Source organism: Micromonospora sp. HM5-17 (genome assembly GCF_003762835.1).
Lineage (GTDB): Bacteria > Actinomycetota > Actinomycetes > Mycobacteriales > Micromonosporaceae > Plantactinospora.
The window spans coordinates 585987-605270 of record NZ_RJWA01000001.1; the positions used below are offsets into that span (position 1 = coordinate 585987).

At 72.7% G+C, this 19284-nt stretch carries 15 protein-coding genes and 1 tRNA gene; 11 read left to right on the top strand and 5 right to left on the bottom strand.

Features of this window, described 5'->3' with window-relative positions:
• Nucleotides 1–7 precede the first annotated feature (7 nt).
• The 3 genes from EF879_RS02695 to EF879_RS02705 all read right to left on the bottom strand — a co-directional run bounded on the left by EF879_RS02695 (nt 8) and on the right by EF879_RS02705 (nt 3728).
• A complete protein-coding gene (locus EF879_RS02695) occupies nt 8–286 on the bottom strand; it encodes a cell division protein SepF (protein ID WP_123554266.1) in 279 nt (92 codons plus the stop codon).
• Nucleotides 287–400: 114 nt separating this feature from the next.
• Nucleotides 401–2170 (bottom strand): class I adenylate-forming enzyme family protein, encoded by a 1770-nt coding sequence (locus EF879_RS02700; RefSeq protein WP_123554268.1) that lies wholly within the window; start codon nt 2168–2170, stop codon nt 401–403.
• Nucleotides 2157–3728, bottom strand: coding sequence for an NAD(P)-binding domain-containing protein (locus EF879_RS02705; RefSeq protein ID WP_123554270.1), 1572 nt, complete (start codon nt 3726–3728; stop codon nt 2157–2159). Before EF879_RS02705 ends, EF879_RS02700 begins: the two co-directional genes overlap by 14 nt.
• 77 nt (nt 3729–3805) lie before the next feature.
• On the opposite strand from EF879_RS02705, the gene hutH reads away from it, so the two are divergent.
• Nucleotides 3806–5317: a histidine ammonia-lyase gene (hutH, locus tag EF879_RS02710; protein ID WP_123554271.1), complete on the top strand. Its 1512-nt coding sequence runs from the start codon at nt 3806–3808 to the stop codon at nt 5315–5317.
• A 50-nt stretch (nt 5318–5367) separates the two neighbouring features.
• On the opposite strand, the gene EF879_RS02715 is transcribed toward hutH, so the two are convergent.
• Nucleotides 5368–6195: an alpha/beta fold hydrolase gene (locus EF879_RS02715; protein ID WP_123554273.1), complete on the bottom strand. Its 828-nt coding sequence runs from the start codon at nt 6193–6195 to the stop codon at nt 5368–5370.
• 175 nt (nt 6196–6370) lie between these two features.
• Here EF879_RS02715 and EF879_RS02720 point away from each other — a divergent pair, with 175 nt between their 5' ends.
• From EF879_RS02720 to EF879_RS02760, 9 genes are all read left to right on the top strand, one after another.
• Complete coding sequence (locus EF879_RS02720; protein ID WP_233604180.1) at nt 6371–7372, top strand: sigma-70 family RNA polymerase sigma factor; 1002 nt, start codon at nt 6371–6373, stop codon at nt 7370–7372.
• Between the two features lie 117 nt (nt 7373–7489).
• Entirely contained in the window at nt 7490–9070 is a 1581-nt protein-coding gene (locus tag EF879_RS02725) for an FAD-dependent oxidoreductase (RefSeq protein ID WP_233604181.1), read from the top strand.
• A gap of 66 nt (nt 9071–9136) precedes the next feature.
• Nucleotides 9137–10195 carry an alpha-hydroxy acid oxidase gene (locus EF879_RS02730; protein ID WP_233604182.1) on the top strand — a complete coding sequence of 353 codons (1059 nt, stop codon included), beginning with the start codon at nt 9137–9139 and terminating at the stop codon, nt 10193–10195.
• A complete protein-coding gene (locus tag EF879_RS02735; RefSeq protein ID WP_123554279.1) occupies nt 10192–11565 on the top strand; it encodes a cytochrome P450 in 1374 nt (457 codons plus the stop codon). Before EF879_RS02730 ends, EF879_RS02735 begins: the two co-directional genes overlap by 4 nt.
• Before the next feature lie 46 nt (nt 11566–11611).
• Nucleotides 11612–12898: a cation:proton antiporter gene (locus tag EF879_RS02740; RefSeq protein ID WP_123554281.1), complete on the top strand. Its 1287-nt coding sequence runs from the start codon at nt 11612–11614 to the stop codon at nt 12896–12898.
• A 50-nt stretch (nt 12899–12948) separates the two neighbouring features.
• Nucleotides 12949–13635 (top strand): response regulator transcription factor, encoded by a 687-nt coding sequence (locus EF879_RS02745; RefSeq protein ID WP_233604183.1) that lies wholly within the window; start codon nt 12949–12951, stop codon nt 13633–13635.
• Nucleotides 13632–14909 carry a HAMP domain-containing sensor histidine kinase gene (locus EF879_RS02750; RefSeq protein WP_233604184.1) on the top strand — a complete coding sequence of 426 codons (1278 nt, stop codon included), beginning with the start codon at nt 13632–13634 and terminating at the stop codon, nt 14907–14909. The genes EF879_RS02745 and EF879_RS02750 overlap by 4 nt, the downstream gene beginning before the upstream one ends.
• A gap of 203 nt (nt 14910–15112) precedes the next feature.
• Nucleotides 15113–16258, top strand: coding sequence for a MalY/PatB family protein (locus EF879_RS02755; protein ID WP_123554283.1), 1146 nt, complete (start codon nt 15113–15115; stop codon nt 16256–16258).
• 375 nt (nt 16259–16633) lie between these two features.
• Nucleotides 16634–17338, top strand: a complete 705-nt coding sequence (locus EF879_RS02760; protein WP_123554285.1) for a C39 family peptidase — start codon at nt 16634–16636, stop codon at nt 17336–17338.
• A gap of 254 nt (nt 17339–17592) precedes the next feature.
• Here EF879_RS02760 and EF879_RS02765 read toward each other — a convergent pair whose 3' ends face one another.
• A complete protein-coding gene (locus EF879_RS02765) occupies nt 17593–18918 on the bottom strand; it encodes a low temperature requirement protein A (protein WP_123554287.1) in 1326 nt (441 codons plus the stop codon).
• Between the two features lie 124 nt (nt 18919–19042).
• On the opposite strand from EF879_RS02765, the gene EF879_RS02770 reads away from it, so the two are divergent.
• Nucleotides 19043–19115 (top strand) — tRNA-Lys (locus EF879_RS02770).
• Nucleotides 19116–19284 lie beyond the last annotated feature (169 nt).

Here is a 19284-nt window from a genome sequence, read left to right on the forward strand (position 1 = left end):
TGCCCGGTCAACCCACCGGCTGCATCGGTGCGCCCCGCCGGGCCACCGGCCGCATCGGCGCGTCCTGCCGGGCCACCGGTCGGGGCTGGAGCAGGAACACCTTGGGCGCCACCCGTTCCATCGCGCCGTCCCGGCCCACCACCAGGCCGGCGGCGAAGTCAACGAGGTGGAGAGCCTCATCGTTGGACAGGCCCGTCAGGTCCATGACCACCGGGTAGCCCTGGCAGAAGTAGTGCCCGACGTAGCACACCTCACTGTAGTTGCGCGGTCGTACCGTCTTGACCATGGGGGCCAGTCTGCTCCAGGCGTTGTCGGCCTTTCGGCACCCCCCGGTGTTCGTATCCGGGTACGGCGGCGCGACAATCCTTCGATTCGGCTTCACTCGATGTGGTGCCCCGTCTCACCCGCCGGCCAGGAGGCGCCGCTTGTCGGGTTTGCCGGCGGGGGAGACGGGCACCTCACCGATGACGGTGACGACCCGGGGTACGCTCGCCGCCCCGAGCCGCTCCCGAACCAGTGTCCGGAGCACCGCCGGGTCGGGGCGCCGGCCCTCGGCCGGTACGACGAAGGCGTGCACCGCCTCGCCGGTCTCCTCGTCCGGAGCCGCCACCACGTACGCCTCGGCCACGTCCGGGTGGCTGGCCAGCGTGCGCTCGATCGGGCCGGCGTACCGGAGGTCGGCGTTGACGATGATGACGTCCCGGGTCCGGCCCAGTAGGTACAGGTACCCGTCGGCGTCCAGCCGGGCGAGATCGCGGGTGCGGACCCAGCCGTCCACGAAGACCTCGGCGGTCTCCGCCGGATCGGCCCAGTAGCCGCTCGCCTGGGCCGGGGTACGGACGAACAGCTCACCCGCGGTGCCCACCGGCACCGGCCGGCCGTCGGCGTCCCGGACCTGCACCTCGACCGCGTCCGGTGGGCGGCCCACCGAGGCGAGGATGTCCGACGATCCGACCCGCCCGCCGGGGTCGTGCGACGGGCCGCCCGTCACACCAGGGCCGTCCGGCCGGCCGCCGAGCGGGGCGGGGCTGGCCGGCGGATGGGTCGAGGGACCGTGGACGGTCGGCCGACGGCCGGCCAGGGCGGCGCTCAGCTCGGCCGGGGTCACCATCGAGATCATGCCGGTCTCGGTCTGTCCGTAGCCGTGATAGATGACCGGCCCGAGGACCGCCATCGCCTCGGCGAGCCGGCCCGGGTCGAGTGGCGAGCCGGAGACCAGCAGGGCGCGCAGCGAGCCGAGGTCGGCCGGAGTGTTCCGCTGGACCGCCACCAGCTTCGCCAGCCGAGGCACGGTGATCACGCTGGCGGTGGCGCGATGCCGGGCGATCGCCGCCGGGAAGAAGGGTTCCGGCCCCCGGGGCGGGTCGGCCACGACCATGGTGCCACCGGCCGCGAGGGTGAGGATGCCGTACTCCAGCATCACCTGGCTGCTCAGCGAGCCGAAGACCAGGTACCGGTCGAGGTTGCCGGCGAGGTCGCGGACCGCCGGCGGCCACCGGTCCGGGTACGGTGCCCAGGCGCGGCCGAGCGCGGCGTACGTCTGGAGGCAGCCCTTCGGGTCGCCGGTGCTGCCGCTGGTGTAGACGACCCGGGCGATGTCGTCGGGGCGGCCGGCCGGGACCGGCGGGGATGGCGGCGCCGGAGTCGCGGTCAGGTCGGGTGTCCCGTCGACCGGGCCGACCGCCAGCAGCCGCAGCCCGGCCGCCGCCGACCGCAGCGGCGGGGTCGCGGTCGAGGGGTCGACGAGCACCGCCGCGATCCGGTGGCCGAGGATGTGTCGGAGCTGGCCGGGGGTGAGCCCGGGCCGGACGCCGGCGACCCGGGCGCCGACGACCTGCGCCGCGATGGTGGCGGCGAACGCCTCCGGCGTCACCCCGAGGACCAGGGCCACCCCGTCGCCGGGGCCGATCCCGGCATCCCGCAGCCCGGTGGCGATCCGGCCGATCAGATCCCGCATCTCGTCGGCCCCGACGATGCGCGGGCCGTGCTCGAAGACGGGGCGGTCCCGACCCGCGGCGAGCAGGTCGAGGATGGCCTGCGGGTAGCCCGGCCCGGCCGGCCGCGCCGGAATCCTATGTGGACGGGCCGGGTGCCGTCCGGGGCCGGCGCTGCCCGGCGCCGGCCCGGCGAGGGGGAGGACGGGACGCGGATCCGGCTCAGCACCCGACATCGGCCAGGCGCTCCTTGACGAAGGCCGCCAGCGGCTGCTGGTGGACCGTGGGCAGGTTCCACTGGTTCTCCAGGTTCTCCGCCAGGTGGTGTACCGCAACCACCGTCCCGTCCCGGTAGTGGCGGACCACCGGGTGCAGGTAGCTGGCCTCGTGTGCGGCGCTCGCGTCGTTCTCCCGGGGCCGGGGGACCGAGATGTCGAACGGGTCCACCATGTCGTGGTTGGCGCCGTACTCCAGGGTGACGACGAGCGCGGAACCCCCGCCGAGCCCGCCCTCGGCGAGGTACGCCACCGGCACCTCCTCGTGGTAGGCGGCGGTGCCGCCGCGGAGCGCCACCACGTCGCCGAGGACGCCGAACTGCTGCCACAGCGCCGAGGAGCGGTTGACCCGGGCGATGATGGCGTCGGCGATCGCCTCCGGGGTCGGCTCGATCGGGGTGGCCGGCCACCCGATCCCGTGGTAGCGGGCGTTGAGGATGCGGTGCAGCGCCCGGACGCCGTACCGGAAGCCGTGGATGAAGCCGCTGGTCGACCTCTTGAAGTCACGCTGCTGGGTGAGGGTGCCGGCGAAGTACAGGTCGGGGACGGTGGTTGACTCGTACGCCGGGGTCTGTTCCGGGAACCGGTCGTTGATGACCAGGCGCGGCCGGCAGGTGTCGTCGAAGATGTCGGCGTCGAAGCGGAAGCCGGTGCAGACGATGACCCGGTCGTACTCGATCTCCCGGATCGCCTCCACCGTGCGGGCGTACCGGAACCGGACCCGGTAGCCGCCGTCGGCGCGGCGCTCGATGCTCTCCACCGTGCCGTCGAGGACCGCGTTCTGCGACTTGAGCTGGTACGTGTCGAGGAAGTTGTTGTTCACCGCCCGCAGGTGGCCGACGTAGTGCGACTGCCAGGCGAACCGGATCGAGTGCGGCCCGGCCACGTGGACGACCGCGGCGGTCTCCACCAGGTTGTCGGCGGTCTCAAATCCGGAGTTTCCCTTGCCGATGATCATGACGCGCTGGTCGACGAAGTCCTCCGGGTCGACGGTGACCGTGTCGTACCGTTCGGCGTGCTCGATCCCGGGGATCGGCGGCACGTAGAGCCGGGAGACGCCGGTCGCGACCACCAGCCGGCGAGCCCGCCAGGTCCGGCCGTCGGCGTCGACGGCGGCGAACCCGTCGGTGTCGCGGCTGACCCGGACCACCCGGGTCTGGTAGACCACCCGGACCCCGGTCGCCGAGGCGAAGTCGGCGAGGTAGCGCCGCAGGTCGTCGGCGGCCGGGAAGTAGCGGCGGCTGTACCGGCCGAACCGGAGGGCCGGATCGTCGCTGAGCAGCGAGTTCCAGTCCATCCGCAGGTTGAACTCGGGGTCGTCGGAGCCGGTGTACACCTTGTTGATGGAGATCAGCCTGCGGTGTCGCGGGTAGGTGGCGAAGAAGGTGCCCGGCGCGGTGCCGGCCTCCAGCACGACGTAGTCGCGGCCGTCGCGTTCCAGCAGGGCGGCCAGTTGGAGGCCCGCCGGGCCGGCGCCGATGATCAGGTAATCGTGCGTGGTCAGGCGTTCGTGCGTCATGCGGCCGGACCGTAGCGTTCGGTCATCAGAGATTACTCAGATCGTTCTGAGATTTCCCCGCTACGGTCGGCCCGGTGATGACCCAGCCCGGGACCGCCACCGCCCACACCGTCGATCTGGCCCGTCCGCTGCGACCACTGGACCTGCGGCGGGCGGCAGAGCCGCTGCGCGTCGAGGTCACCGGTGAGGTCCGCGACCGGGTCCGGCGGTCCCGGGCGCACCTGCGGGCCGTCCTCGGCGACGACCGCCCGGTGTACGGCGCCACCACCGGGTTCGGTGCGCTCGTCGGCTTCGCCGGCCGGGACGACGGGGCCGACCAGTGCGACAACACCCTTGCCCACCTCGGGGCGGGTCAGGGTCCGCAGCTCGACCCGGCCGTGGTCCGGGCCACGATGCTGGTCCGGGTCTGGTCGCTCGCCCAGGGCCACTCCGGCGTCTCGGTCGGGGTCGTCGACGGCCTCGCCGCGATGCTGGGGACGTCGTTCGTGCCGGCGATGCCACGGCTCGGCTCGGTCGGGGCCAGCGGCGATCTGATCCCGCTCGCCTACGCCGCGCAGTCGCTGCGCGGGCGGGGCTGGGCCTACCTGGACGGGGTGCGGCTGCCGGCGGCCGAGGCGCTGGACCGTGTCGGCCTGACTCCGCTCGTCCTGGACGGTCGCGACGCCCTGGCTCTGGTCAACGGCACGTCGCTGACCACCGCCGCCACCGCACTCGCCCTGGAGAGCGTCCGGGCCTCCCACCGGGCGGCCCAGCTGCTGACCTGTCTCCTCGTCGACCTGCTCGGCTGCGACCCCGACCAGTTCCTCCACCCCCGCCTGCTGGCTGCGTACGGCCACCCGGCCGCCGCCGATGTCGCCGCGCAGATGCGGACGCTGCTCGCCGGCGCGGTGCCCTCCGGCGACCGGCCGCTGCAGGAGGCGTACAGCATCCGCTGCACCCCCCAGTTGCTGGGCGCGGCCGAGGAGGCGCTGCGGTACGTCGACGGCGTGGTGGCGGCGGACCTGGGCAGTGTGAGTGACAACCCGCTCCTCTTCCCCGACGCCGACCTGGTACTGCACGGCGGCAACTTCTTCGGCCAGCCGGCCGCCTTCGCCGCCGACGTACTGGCGTTGGTCACCGCCCAGCTCGGCAACCTCGTCGAGCGCCAGCTCGACCTGCTGGTCGACCCGACACGCAACGGCGGCCTGCCGCCGATGCTGGCGGCGGGGCCGGGACGCCAGCACGGGTTGCAGGGCGTGCAGCTGGCCGCGACCGCGATCGTCGCCGAGCTCCGTCGCGCCGCCACCCCGGCGAGCACCCAGAGCCTGCCGACGAACCTGCACAACCAGGACGTCGTGCCGTTCGGCACCCAGGCGGCACTGCGAGCCGTGGACCAGGCCGGGCTGCTCCGGCTGCTCTGCGGTGCGCTGGCCGTCGGGCTGCGGCAGGCCGGGTACGTCGGCGCGCGGACCCCCACCGCACCCGGCTGTGCCGCCGCGTTCGCGCGACTGGCCGAGACCGTACCGGCGATCGACCCGGATCGGCCGCTGGACGCGGACGTCGTCCGCGCCGCCGAGCTGCTCGACCGATTGACCGGGTCGATCGCCTGATCCCGTCGGGGTACGGACGAACAGGCGGGCCGCCGGCGACCGGGGCTGGTTCAGTTCCGCTGATCGTCGAGGAAGGCGAGGGTGGCCGCGGCGAACAGCGGCGACATGAAGATGGTGTAGTGGGTACAGCCGGGCAGGATGGCGAGCGCGTGGCCGCCCTTCGGCCGGCCCTCGCCCATCCAGCCGCCGTCCCGCTGTCCGCCGTCGAGCAGTGCGAAGACCTCGACGAAGTGGCTCGGCGGAGCCATGTCCGCGTCACCGGCCACGATCAGCGTGGGCACCTGGAGCCCCCGAACCTCCTCGGTGAGGTCGAAGTCCTTCGACATCGCCGCCCCGATCTTGTCCAGCAGCCGCGGGAAGTCCTCCGGGCGTGGCGCGACCCGCTGGTACAGCTGGTACATCGGGGTGTCCTTCATCATCTCGGCGGTGGCGGCGCCCACCTGGCCCTGCTGCGCCCGGATCTCCGGGTAGACGGCGTCCGACCGGATGAACGCCGAGGCCGCGACGATCCGGCCGACCGTGTTCGGGTGTCGCACCGCGACGCGGAGCGCCACTCCGCCGCCGAGCGAGTAGCCGACGACGTCCGGCCGGTCCAGTCCGAGGTGGTCGATCAGCGCCGCGATGTCGTCCGCCAGGAAGTCCGGGTCCAACGGCCGGTCGACGTCCGCGGTCCGCCCGTGCCCCTGAAAGTCGACGGTGATGACCTGGTGACGCTCAGCCAGCGTGGGCAGGATCGGGCCGAACATGTCGCCGGAGCCGAGCCCGCCGTGCAGCAGGAGCATGGGGCGGCCGGAACCGTGGGTCTCGTAGTACAGGTTGACGTCGTTGACCTCCGCGTACCGGCCCGTGCCCTGGGTGTCGTTGCTCCACGCTGTCATGGTGTTACTCCTCGTTGCCGGTATGTGGCTGTCACCGGGTCAGACCGTGGGGCCGTCCGGAACTCATCGGTGATCCGCCAGAAATCTTTTTCTCGCCGGTGTCGGGCGTCGTGGCTGCCGGCTCCCCATGGTCGGCCGAGCCGCCGCTGACGGGGGGTCGAGGTACGTTGTGCCGGTGAGCGAGGGAACCACGGTCGAGCCCGCTGAGCTGCGCCTGGAGGCGTTCCGGGGCGAGTTGATCGGCTACTGCTATCGGATGCTCGGCTCGGTGTTCGAGGCCGAGGACGCCGTGCAGGACACGATGATCCGGGCCTGGCGGGGCCTGGACCGGTTCGAGGGCCGGGCGGCGTTGCGGTCGTGGCTGTACCGGATCGCGACCAACGTCTGTCTCACCATGCTGGGCAGCGCCCAGCGGCGCGCCCGCCCGATGGATCTCGGCCCGGCCGGCACCGCCCGGTCGGCGCCCGGCGAGCCGCTGCCGGAGGACGTGTGGGTCAGCCCGATCCCGGACGCGCTGGTCGCCGCCGGCGACCCGGCCGAGGTCGCGGTGGGACGGGAGTCGATCCGGCTCGCCTTCGTCGCGGCGCTCCAGCACCTGCCGCCGCGGCAGCGGGCGGTGCTGATCCTGCGGGATGTGCTCTCCTGGTCGGCTGCCGAGGCGGCCGAGCTACTCGACACGTCGGTCGCCTCCGTCAACAGCGCCCTTCAGCGGGCCCGGGCCGCGCTGGCCGACGCCGACCTCGGCGGCGACACCCTGCGCCCCATGGACGCGGCCCAGTCCGAACTGCTGGAACGCTACGTCACGGCGTTTCAGGAATACGACATGGACGCGCTCGCGTCGCTGCTGCACGAGGACGTCACGCTGAACATGCCGCCGCTGCCGCTGTGGCTGCGCGGGCACGCCGACATCCGCGACTGGATGCTCGGCACCGGCAGCGGGTGTCGTGGCTCCCGGCTGGTGCCCACGGTGGCGAACGGGATGCCGGCGTTCGGCCAGTACCGCCCGACCGGGCCGTGGGCGCTCGTCGTCCTGGACATCTCCGAGGGGCGGATCCGGGAGATCACCAACTTCCTCGACGTGGAGCGGCTGTTTCCGCTGTTCGGCCTCCCGATGCGGTTCGAGGGCCGAACCGCCCTCCGGTGGAACGACCGCGGCCAGGCCGGTGAGGGCGCGTAGCCGGCGCCGGTGAACGGGCGCGGCCCGCAGCCGGATGTCGGGCACCGCCGCGTGCGCCCAGATGGTCACCTCGTCGGCCTGAGTTTTCTCTGAGTTCTCCCTCGTACGGTCTGCGGCGTGACCGCAGAGATGCTCGACTATCTGATCATCGGGGCGGGTCCGGCCGGACTCCAGCTCGCGGCGCTTCTCGAGCGAGACGGCCGCCGGGATTACCTGGTGCTGGAGTCCGCCGCCGCCCCCGGCGCGTTCTTCACCCGGTTTCCACGGCACCGGCGGCTGATCTCGATCAACAAGCCGCACACCGGCTCCGACGACCCGGAGCTGAACCTGCGGCTGGACTGGAACTCGCTGCTCAGCGACGATCCGGCGCTGCGCTTCACCCGGTACACCGAGCGGTACTTCCCGCACGCCGACGTCATGGTCCGCTACCTGGCGGACTTCGCGGCGGCGACCGGGGTCCGCGTCCGGTACGGCAGCCGGGTCACCCGGGTCTCCCGGGCCCCGGACGGCGGCTTCGCGGTCAGTGACCAGACCGGTACGGTGCACCGGGCCCGCCGGGTCGTGGTGGCGACCGGGGTCTCCCAGCCGTACGTCCCGCCGATTCCCGGTGTCGAGCACGCCGAGCTCTACACCGAGATGTCGGTCGATCCCCGGGACTTCGTCGACCAGCGGGTCCTCGTCATCGGCAAGGGCAACTCGGCGTTCGAGACCGCCGACAACCTGATGGAGACCACCACCCTGATCCACGTCGCCGGCCCGGGCCCGGTCCGGATGGCCTGGCGGACCCATTACGTCGGCCACCTCCGGGCGGTGAACAACAACTTCCTCGACACGTACCAGCTCAAGTCGGCGAACGCGATCCTCGACGGGCACGTCCGCGAGATCGCCCGCGACGCGGACGGCTACCGGGTGGTGTTCAGCTTCTCCCGCGCCGACGAGGTCACCAAGGAGCTGCGCTACGACCGGGTGCTGCTCTGCACCGGCTTCCGGTTCGACGCGTCGATCTTCGACGACGATTGCCGGCCGGCGCTGACCATCGACGACCGCTTCCCGGCCCAGACGGCCGAGTGGGAGTCGGTGAGCGTCCCGAACCTGTTCTTCGCCGGCACGCTCTCCCAGGAGCGGGACTTCAAGCGCTCGACCAGCGGATTCATCCACGGCTTCCGGTACGGCGTGCGTGCGCTGCACCACATCCTGGAACGGCGGTACCACGACGAGCCATGGCCCGCCGAGAAGCTCGACGCCGACGCCGAGCCGATTGCCGACGCGATCATCGAGCGGGTCAACCGCAGTTCCGGGCTGTGGCAGCAGTTCGGGGTGCTCGCCGACGTGGTGACGGTGGCCGGGGCGAACGCCCGGTACCACGAGGAGGTTCCGGTCGAGTACGCCACCCGGATCGGGCTGGCCACGGCGGACCATCCGGTCGAACACGCCTTCTTCGTCACCCTCGAGTACGGCCCGGAGCATGACCGGGTCGACCCGTTCGACATCTCGGTGCGTCGGGTCGTCCAGGACGCGGTCGGCCAGGCGCACGCCGCCGCGTACCTGCACCCGGTGGTCCGGCACCACCGCGACGGCCGGGTGGTCGCGGTCCACCACCTAACGGAGAACCTGGAGAACCGGTGGAACCGGCCGGACGTGCACCGGGCGCCACTGGTCGCCTTCCTGGACCGCTGCCTCGACGGCGCCGTGGGGTGAGCCGTGCCCCCGGTGGCGGACCGGGTGGGCTCGCGCCGCACACCCACGGCCGGTGCGAGCCCCCTGGTGAACCTCGACGACCTGAGGACCGAGGCCGAGCGTCGGCTCGACCCGGTGCACCGAGACTTCTTCGCCGGCGGGGCCGGTGACGAGCGCACCCTGCGGGCCAACGAGACCGCCTTCGACGCGTACCGGATCCTGCCCCGGGTGCTGCGCGGCGGGGGTGCGCGCGACCTGCGGATCACCCTGTTCGGGGACGAGCTCGCCCTGCCGGTGCTGGCCTCTCCGACGGCCTTCCACCGGCTGGCGCACCCGGACGGGGAACTCGCCTGCGCCCGCGCGGTCGCCGCCGCCGGCACCGTGATGGTGGTGAGCATGGCGGCCACCACGCCGATCGAGGCGGTCGCCGCGGCGACGGACGCCGAAAGGCGGCGGGCCCGGCTGTGGTTTCAGCTCTATCCGCAGCCGGATCTCGGCTTCACCGAGTCGGTGATCCGGCGGGCCGAGGCCGCCGGCTGCCAGGCCCTGGTGGTGACCGGCGACTCACCGGTGTTCGGGTGGCGCGAACGCGACCTGCGTAACGGTTTTCTCGACCTGCCGTCCGGCCTGTGGTGCGAGAACATGCGGGATCCCCAGACCGGGACGGTGCGGAACATCGTGATGGACGACCGCCTCGACTGGGCTCGGATCGACTGGCTGCGCGAGATCACCCGGCTGCCGGTCGTGTTGAAGGGCGTCCTGCATCCGGCCGACGCCCGGCTGGCGGTCGAGCACGGGGTCGACGCCGTCCTGGTCTCCAACCACGGCGGGCGGCAACTGGACGGCGTACCGGCGAGCATCGACGCGCTGCCGGCGGTGGTCGACGCCGTCGAGGGGCGTGTTCCGGTCCTACTCGACGGCGGTGTCCGCCGGGGAACCGACATCCTCACCGCCCTGGCCTTCGGCGCCGTCGCGGTCGGGGTCGGGCGGCCGGTGGTCTGGGGCCTCGCCGCGCGGGGCGAGGCCGGGGTACGGCAGGTGTTCGACTGGCTGCGGGCGGACCTCGCCCGGGCCATGACCCTCGCCGGGGCGGTCCGGCCCGCCGACCTCACCCCGGACCTGATCCTGCCGGGGGCGGCCGGATGAGGACGCTGCCCGTATTGCTGTGGGCCCTGGTGGCCGTGGTGGCGGCGGGGTGGCTCCTGCCGCGCTGGCTACCTCCGGCAGTGGTCCGACTGCGTGAGTGGATCTTCGTGCGGGTGAACGGCGCTGAGGGCATCCCGATCCCGGGGCCGCTGGTCGGCCCCGAGCACTTCATCCGCGTCTATGCGCACCTCGCGGCCAACGGGCGGAGCCGGGGCGCCGGCCTCTCCGACCTGTTCTGGTACTGGCTGGCACCCGGCCCGCAGATGCACCAGGAGCACCTGGAACCGGGCGAGCGCTACCGCATCGTCGCCCGGACGACCCGACGGGTGCTCGCCGTGCCGCACCGGCGGGCGGCCGAGCTGGCCGGGGCGGCGGCCCGCCGCGTCCTCGCTCGGCTGCCGGCCGACCGTCCCTGTCACGTCCGGCTACGCGACCTGATGATGCCACTCTGGGCCGAGGTCTATTACGAACTCGTCTTCGCCGAGCCGTGCCCGCCCGAGGCCCGGGCGCTGATCGTGGCCAACGCCGACGACGTGGTCACCGCGCTCAAGTGCTGCGGGCTGCGCCACCTGGACCGCCGGGACCGGCTCACCCGCTACCTGCGGGCCCGGGTCGACGCCGGCACCGCGCCGGTGACCCTCCCGGCGCCGTTCACCGCCGAGGAGACGGTCTGGTACCTCCAGGGGACCTACTTCAACACCGCCGTCGTCCAGATGTCGGAGGCGATGGCGCACCTGCTGCTCGCCATCGCGCAGCATCCGCCGACGCGGCGCGAGCTGCTGGCCACCCTCGACGACGTCGACGGCGAGGGGGATCGCGCACTCGACCGGGTGATCGACGAGACGCTGCGGGTGTACCCGCTCTTCGGCGTGGCGCACCGGATCACCACGGGTCCGATCGAGGTCGACGCCAAGGTCACCATCCCGGCCGGGTCGGTGCTGCTCTTCAACTACCTCGCCTTCCAGCGCACCGGGGTGGCCGCCGACGACACCTTCGACCCGTCCCGCTGGCGGAGGCTGGCGCGCGGCGACGCCCACTTCATCCCGTTCGGGGTCACCGCCAACCGGGCCTGCCCGGCCCGCGGGGTGGCCCCGGTGATGATGCGCGCGGTCGCCCGCGAGGTGTTGCGCTGGTACACCCTGGTCTCCAGCGTCCGGCACACCCGGTCGCTGCCGAACCGGGGACCCTGCTTCCTCGTCCCGGCTGGGGTACGGCCCCCGGGGCGGATCCGCCTGTGGGCGATGCGGCTGCGCGACCGCTGGGCCGACGTCTGGCGCAGCCTCGTCCAGCTCGTGCTCGGCACCTGGATGGTGCTCGACGCGCGACGCCAACGGTTGTGCGCGACCTACTTCGAGGAGGTACGCAAATGATTACGTCCGGTTCGGTGGCGGCGGTCAGGGCGGGAGGCGGGGCGACATGAGCCCGGTGGAGCTGGCACCCCGCTTCTTCTTCGCCGTCGCGGTGATCCTGCTCTTCTGCCGGCTGATGGCGTGGTTGCTCGGCCGGGTCGGCCAGCCGGCGGTGGTGAGTGAGATGGTGGCCGGCGTTCTGCTCGGGCCGTCCCTGCTCGGTCTGGTGGCGCCTGGCGTCCAGGACGCGCTGTTCCCGGAGCCGCTCTACCCGGTGCTCTACGTCGTCGGACAGGTCGGTCTGGTCATCTTCATGTTCCAGGCCGGGTACGCGTTCACCGCGCATCCGATCACCGGGCTGGCCGGTACCGCCGGCGCGGTGTCACTGGCCGGGATCTTCGTGCCGCTCGGCCTCGGCGTGCTGCTGGTGCTCGCCACCGCCGCGCACGCGCCCGTCGTGGCGGAGGGCGCCCCCCTCGGGGTCACCGCCGCGTTCGTCGGGGTCGCCCTGGCCATCACCGCCTTCCCGATGCTCGCCCGGATCATCACCGAGGGCGGGCACGCCGGCACCCGGTACGGCTCGCTGGCCCTGGCCAGTGGCGCGATCGACGACGTGGTCGCCTGGATCCTGCTCGCCGGGGTCCTCGCCACCGCCTCCGGCCGCCCCGGCCCGGCGCTGGTGACGGTCGGCGGCGCGGTGCTGTTCGGGGTACTGCTCTGGTTCGTCGGTCGTCGGCTGGTCGCCGTGCTGATCGGCAGTGACCGGCTCGGCGACCAGGCCCGGCTGCTCGGCCTGGTCGTGCTCCTCTTCGCGGCTGCGTGGTTCACCGACGAGGTCGGCCTGTACGCGGTCTTCGGCGCCTTCTCGGTCGGCGCGATCATGCGGCACCACCCCCGCACCGACCGGATGGTCGCCACCATCACCCCGGTCTGCCAGATCGCCTTCCTACCGCTCTTCTTCACCTACTCGGGCCTGCACACCGAGTTCGGGCTGCTCGGCCAGCCGTCGGTGCTGTTCTTCGCGCTGGCCTGCGTCGCGCTCGCCGTCGTCGGCAAGTTCGGTGCCTGCTGGTCGGTGGCCCGGATGCGGGGCGAGCCGAAGAGCGTGGCGCTGCGGATCGGCGCCCTGATGAACGCCCGCGGGCTGATGCAGCTCATCGCGATCAACGTGGGCATGGCGGCGGGGATCGTCAACGCGACGCTCTTCACGGCTCTGGTGCTGGTCGCGCTCGTCACGACGCTGATGACCACCCCGGTGTTGCGCTGGATCGCGCGGCGTGAGGCGAGAAGTCCCGGTCTGCTGAACACGAAAGATCCGATGCTAGCGGTTCAATCGACCGCCGACAGGACATAGGGACATCTATCACTATCGATATATGTGGGGTGGTGTGCGATCCTCGACGTGTGCTGAAGGCAAGCGGTCAGTCACCCGTCGTGCCCCGGCTGCTTCTGGTCGAGGACGACGTGGAACTCGCGGACATGCTCAGCGAGGTGCTGACCGACGAGGGGTACCTCGTCGACGTGGCCCGGGACGGACAGCGCGCCCTGCACCTCGGGCTCACGCGGCCATACGACGTCATGGTGATCGACCGGCTGCTGCCGGCGCTCGACGGGCTCAACCTGCTGGCCCGGCTGCGGTCCCGCGCGGTCGGCGCCCGGGCCCTGATGCTCACCGCCCTCGGTGCGGTCGACGACCGGGTCGCCGGGCTGGACGCGGGAGCCGACGACTACCTGATCAAACCCTTCGACCTGGACGAGCTGAGCGCGCGGCTGCGGGCACTGTGCCGGCGCACCTCGGACGGCGCCGACGCGCTCCCGATCGGGGCCGGCCAGCTCGACCTCGCCCTGCGCGACGTCGTGCTGCCCGACGGGTCCCGGGTGGCACTCTCGGCCCGGGAGTTCGAACTGCTCCGGGTGCTCGCCGTCCGCCCCCGGATGGTGCACTCCCGGGCCGAGCTGCGCCGCCGGGTGTTCGACGAGGCGGCATCCCCGTCCATTGTGGATACGTACGTGTACTACCTGCGCCGTAAGCTCGGCCGGGCCGCGGTGCGGACCGTGCACGGCCTCGGCTATCGGCTGGGTGAGCTGTGAGAGCTGACCGGCCGGCGCCGTCACGGACCGGGATCTCCTGGGCCGCCGCCGAACGCGCGGTGGTCGCGCGGGCCCGACGACGGATCGGGCTGCTGGTCGGGGTCGCGGTGACGGTGCTGGTGACGGCGGTCGGCGGTGTCGCCTACGGGATGCTGGTACGCGGCCAGGAACGCCAGATCCAGCGGGAACTGGCCTACGCCGCCGAGCACGGTGACCCGTCCGGCCCGCCCGGCTGCACCTGGCTCGTCGTCCTTCACGAGGGAGAGCTGGTCACCGGCCGGATCCCTGTGCCGGCCGGCTTCCCGCTGACCGACGTGTTGACCGCGACCGCCGCCACCCGGACCACCCACGTGACCACCGTCGAGCGCAACGGCACCGTCTACGTCGTCCTGACCCGGCCTCGCGGCGAGGACGTGGTGCAGGCCATCTTCGACGCCCGCTACCAGCTCGCCGACCGGCGCCACCTGCTTCTCGCTCTCGCCGTCGCCGAGGCGGCCGGGCTGCTCGTCGCGGTCTCCAGCGGCATGGCCCTGGGCCGGCGCGCCGTCGCGCCGCTCGCCGAGGCGCTCGCCCGGCAGCGCCGGTTCGTCGCCGAGGTCAGCCATGAACTGCGGACGCCCATCGCCCAGGTGCACACCCGGGCCCAGGTGCTCGCCCGCCGGGCCGGGAACGCCGGCGTGCCGGCCGACTACCGCGCCGAACTGGACCGGCTGATCGGCACCACGCGGCGGCTCGGCGAGGTCGTCGACGACCTGCTGCTCTCCGCCCGGCTGGCGGCCCTGCCGGACAACCGGCCGGTGGCCGACCTGGTGGATCTCGCCGCTCTTGCCGAGGCGGCGGTCGTCGCCGAGACGGACCGCGCTGCCGAGCACGGGGTGACGGTCACGCTGAGCCGACCCGACGTCCCGCTGCCGGTGCTCGGCGTCGGCTCCGCGCTACGCCGGGTGGCCAGCGAACTGCTGGCCAACGCCCTGACGCACACGCCCGCCGGCGGGCAGATCGAGGTGGTCGTACGCCGTGACGGCCACGTCGTCGAACTGGTCGTCACCGACACCGGGACCGGCTTCGATCCCGCCGACCGGATCTTCGACCCGTTCCACAGCGGCAGGGCTGGACGACATACGGGCCTCGGGCTGGCGCTGCTCCGCGAGGTCGTCACCGGCCACGGCGGCACGATCGAGGCCCGGGGCCGCCCCGGCCAGGGCGCCAGTTTCGCCGTCCGGCTGCCGGCCCGGACCGAGCAGGCTCGGCCGGTGGCCCGGGTCGGCGGCTGAGCCGCGCCGGAGCCACCGGCCGCCGGCGGTCGGGCGCGCCACCCCGTCCGGGTCGGGCTCACCGGCTGTTCGGAAGGGCCGGCACGCGGGTGACCTCCGCCAGGGCGGGCGAGGCCCCGGCACCGGTGGGTCCGCCGGCCCGGCGGCCGGACGGGAGCGCCGACACCTCCGGGCCAGCGGCGGTCGGCGTAAGGTGTGCCGACATGGAAAACCCCTTGCAGCGCCTCACCCTCGCGGAACTCCGAACCCGGACCAGCGAGAAGTGGCGGCGGTACCCACCGGACGTTCTCCCGCTCTGGGTCGCCGAAATGGACGTGTCGCTGGCCGAGCCCGTCGCCCGGGCACTCACCGAGGCGGTCGCGCGCGGCGACACCGGTTATCCAATGGGTGCCGAGTACGTCGAGGCGCTCGCCGGGTTCGCCGCCCGGCGCTGGGGCTGGACCATCAAAGCCGACCACGCCCGACTCGTCCCCGACGTGATGCTCGGCATCGTCGAGGTGCTGAAGCTGGTCACCGACCCCGGTGACGCAGTGGTGATCAGCCCGCCGGTCTACCCGCCGTTCTACGACTTCGTCGCCGCGGCCGACCGCCGGGTGGTCGAGGCGCCCTTGACCGCGGCGCACCGGCTCGACCCCGAGGCGCTGGAGCGGGCGTTCGCCGCGGCGGTGGCGGGCGGCCGGCGAGCCGCGTACCTGCTCTGCAACCCGCACAACCCCAGCGGCACAGTGCACCACCCGGACGAGCTGGCCACCGTCACCGAGCTGGCCGACCGATACGGCGTCCGGGTCGTGGTGGACGAGATCCATGCCCCGCTGGTCTACCCGGGGACGACGTTCCGGCCGTACCTCTCGCTGCCCGGCAGTGAACGCGGCTTCGTGCTGCTCTCCGCCTCGAAGGCGTGGAACCTGGCCGGGATGAAGGCCGCGGTGGCGGTCGCCGGGGCGGAGGCCGCCGCCGACCTGGCCCGGATGCCGACGGTGGTTGCGGACGGGGCGAGCCACTTCGGCGTGATCGCCCACAGCGCCGCCCTCCGGTACGGCGAGCCGTGGCTGGACGACCTGCTCGCCGGCCTCGATCACAACCGCCATCTCCTTGGCAAGCTGCTCACCGAACACCTGCCACAGGTCCGGTACCAGCCGCCGGAGGGCACCTACCTGGCCTGGCTCGACTGCCGGGACCTGGCACTGCCCGGTGACCCGGCCGAGGTCTTCCTCGACCGGGGACGGGTCGCGCTGGTCTCCGGGCCGACCTTCGGCACCGGCGGAGCCGGCCACGCCCGGCTCAACCTGGCGACCTCCCCGGAGATCATCACCGAGGCGGTCCGGCGGATGGCCGCCGCGGTGTCCTGAGAGCCGTCGTAGGCTGGTCAAAGCCTCCCGACATCGCCGCGGATGGGCGGAGATGGAGCCCTGCCTGACCTGTCGGGTCCGTTGTCCGGTTTGTGGGTGTTGGTGGGTGGCCGGTCGGGGAACATCGGCCGGCCGGGCGGGGTTGTATCCCCCGTGCGGGTGGCCAGCAGGACCACCCGGCCCTCAGCTTCGGGCCGCTCGTCCCTGACCGGCGAAGGTCCAGTCCCAGCTCGGTCAGGCTAGTCCGGTCGCCGACCGGTTGTTTCCGTCGCCGACCGGTTGTTTCCGGGCGGCCGGTCTCCCACGTGTGTTCGTGCCCACCGGGCACGGGTGTGTGCATCTCCCCCAAGCCAGCAACGGAAGGCAGGAACCATCATGACGTTCGTCACCCGATGGCTACCGGCCATCACCGACACCCCCGTCCGAAAGACCGCACTCGCCGTGGCCGGCCTGGCCATCGCCGGCGGCGCGATCGCCGGCCCCGTCGCCACCCTCGACACCGGCCCCGGCACCAGCCTGAACCTCGACCCCGCCGCGGTCACCCACACCATCAAGGACATCGAATCGCAGCGTCCGGCGGCCAAACACCTGAACTACCAGTACCAGCCCCAGTCGACGTACTTCTACTGCGCGCCCGCCGCGACCCGTATCGCCCTGTCCGCGCAGGGCCACACCCCCAGCCAGGACGACGTGGCCGCCAAACTCGGCACCACCGAGGCCGGCACCAACTCGGCCGAGGACACCACCCGGGTCCTCAACGACACCGGCGGCACCGGCTACCACACGGTGGAGATCCCGAACCCGACCCCCATCCCCGCCGAGATGGACCGCCTCCAGATCGACGTCGTCCAGGCCATCGACGCCGGACGACCGGTCGTGGCCAACATCAAGGGCACCGCGGTCGACACCGACGGCAACCCCCACTCCTACGAGGGCGGCCACTACCTGACCATCGTCGGCTACGACGACCACGGCCGGACCGTCACCATCGCCGACCCGGCCGACCCGAACCACAGCCAGTACCAGATGAGCACCATCACCCTGGCCAACTGGATCGCCGAACGCGGCTACTCCGCCTGACACCCCCCACACACCACCAACGGACAGGGCCGGCCCCCACCCGGGGGACCGGCCCTTCCCCATACCCAAAGACCGGTCAGACCTCGCCCTTCGCCGACGAGACGGCGATGGGCGGCCGGCGGGCATGATGTCCGTCTCGCTCGCTCGGACTCACCGGGGCCGGCCCTCCGGCCGTCCGGGCCACGTCTCCACCGCCGGGGGCGCCACCACCCGCCGGCCTGGGCGATCGCTCACCCCCCGGCCTGGACGGTTGCTCACCCGCCGGCCGGAGGCGCCCGCACGGTCGAGGGTCGTTCCGCACCCAACCGCATGATCATTTGAGCGACGACGACCGCGTGGCAGATCACGGCGACGGCGAGGAGCGGCAGGATCAGGGTCGGCGACGGGGTGGCGGCCGGAACCAGGACGACCAGCGCGACCCCGACCGCCGTGGCGGCGATCCGGGACGGCGGCAGGTGACCGAGGGAGATCCGTTGCAGGGCCAGGCCGCAGAGCATCCAGATGCCGAGCGAGGCGGCGACGAGGAGCCGCAGGACTCCGGGCAGTTCGGGCGAATGAGCCTCGATCTCCCGGACGATCTGCCCGAGAGCCCAGCCGAGCAGGAGCAGGGCCGCGCCGAAGGGCCCGTGCACCGCCGAGTAACCGGCCCCGGCGTGGAGCCGGCGGACGCTCAGGCCGACGGTGATCAAGGTGGTGTAGACCCACCAGACCGAGGCCGGAATGGCAAAGGCGGCGATCGCGACGCCGACGTCCGCCATCGACGGCCGGGCGGGTACCGCGTCGAGCACGTCGGTCAGGCTCACCCCGAGGAGGATGATCGTGAACTGCCCGATCCGCTCGGGCAGGTGCAGCGGGTGGACCGGATGTCGGACCAGCCAGCGCTGGCCGACCCAGGGTGTCAGCAACTCGATGACGAGTCCGACGATCCAGAGCACCGGCCGGAGGGGTACGGGAAGAGCCAGTGACACGGCCCAGAGCAGCGAGCCGAGTCCGAACCCGGTGAGGTAGACGGTGGTGAGCCGCCGGGCGTTCGGGCTGATACCCCGAACCCGGAGGTAGAGCGCGAGCAGGGTACCGCGTACGACGAGGTAACCGAGCGGCAGGAGCAGGGTGTCCGGAGCCTCCTCGGCGCCGATCGCCATGCCCGCGGCGCCGAGCATGCCGACGAGGACGGCCAGCCGGTGCGCGGCGTCGTCGGGATCGAACCGGGTGTCGTAGAACGCCTGTCCGGCCCACGACCCCCAGACCACGGCGTACAGCCCGGCGGCCTGGAGGATCTCGCCGTAGCTGGGGGTGGAGCCGTGCAGCCGGTTCTGTACGGCGAGGAGCGCCAGCACGAAGACGAGGTCGAAGAAGAGCTCCAGCCAACTCGCGTGCCGCTCCTCGCCCTCGGCGGCCGGGAGGGCGGACGGATCGAGTCCCCAGCGGGCGGCGAGCCAGGGCCGGGGCCCGAGCCGCCGCCGCGGGCGATCGGGGTCGCCCCGGCGCCGCGTGACGGCGCGTCGCCGCCGTGTCGTGGCGCGTCGGCGGCGCGCTCCCGGCGTACGGCCGGTGTCCGCGTCGTCCCGGCTCCAGCTCACAGGCGGTAATCATCTCGGCTCGGCGTACCGACCGGACCCGGTTTCGCGGATCCGGCCAGGTCGGCGCGGGCGCGAATCACCGCCGCGTACGCCGGGCGACGTCCGGTACGCTGTACGCGCTGGCGGGCTGCTAGCTCAATTGGCAGAGCAGCTGACTTTTAATCAGCGGGTTCAGGGTTCGAGTCCCTGGCGGCCCACGGACAAAAGCCCGGGTCACAGGCGTTATGCCGAAACCTGGGCTGTCGTCGTGGTGGGCTGGTACCACCATCCGTACAGCCAGCGCCGACACGTAGCCGGTGGATCGTCGAACAGACGTGCGGCGGCAGCGTCCATCGCGGCCCGCTCGACGTCGGCCGGCAGGACCTT

Coding starts and splice junctions, on each gene's coding strand:
- EF879_RS02700 (WP_123554268.1), bottom strand. CDS start 2,170: ATGTCGGGTGCTGAGCCGGATCCGCGTCCCGTCCTCCCCCTCGCCGGG.
- EF879_RS02705 (WP_123554270.1), bottom strand. CDS start 3,728: ATGACGCACGAACGCCTGACCACGCACGATTACCTGATCATCGGCGCC.
- EF879_RS02695 (WP_123554266.1), bottom strand. CDS start 286: ATGGTCAAGACGGTACGACCGCGCAACTACAGTGAGGTGTGCTACGTC.
- EF879_RS02735 (WP_123554279.1), top strand. CDS start 10,192: ATGAGGACGCTGCCCGTATTGCTGTGGGCCCTGGTGGCCGTGGTGGCG.
- EF879_RS02715 (WP_123554273.1), bottom strand. CDS start 6,195: ATGACAGCGTGGAGCAACGACACCCAGGGCACGGGCCGGTACGCGGAG.
- hutH (WP_123554271.1), top strand. CDS start 3,806: ATGACCCAGCCCGGGACCGCCACCGCCCACACCGTCGATCTGGCCCGT.
- EF879_RS02740 (WP_123554281.1), top strand. CDS start 11,612: ATGAGCCCGGTGGAGCTGGCACCCCGCTTCTTCTTCGCCGTCGCGGTG.
- EF879_RS02760 (WP_123554285.1), top strand. CDS start 16,634: ATGACGTTCGTCACCCGATGGCTACCGGCCATCACCGACACCCCCGTC.
- EF879_RS02755 (WP_123554283.1), top strand. CDS start 15,113: ATGGAAAACCCCTTGCAGCGCCTCACCCTCGCGGAACTCCGAACCCGG.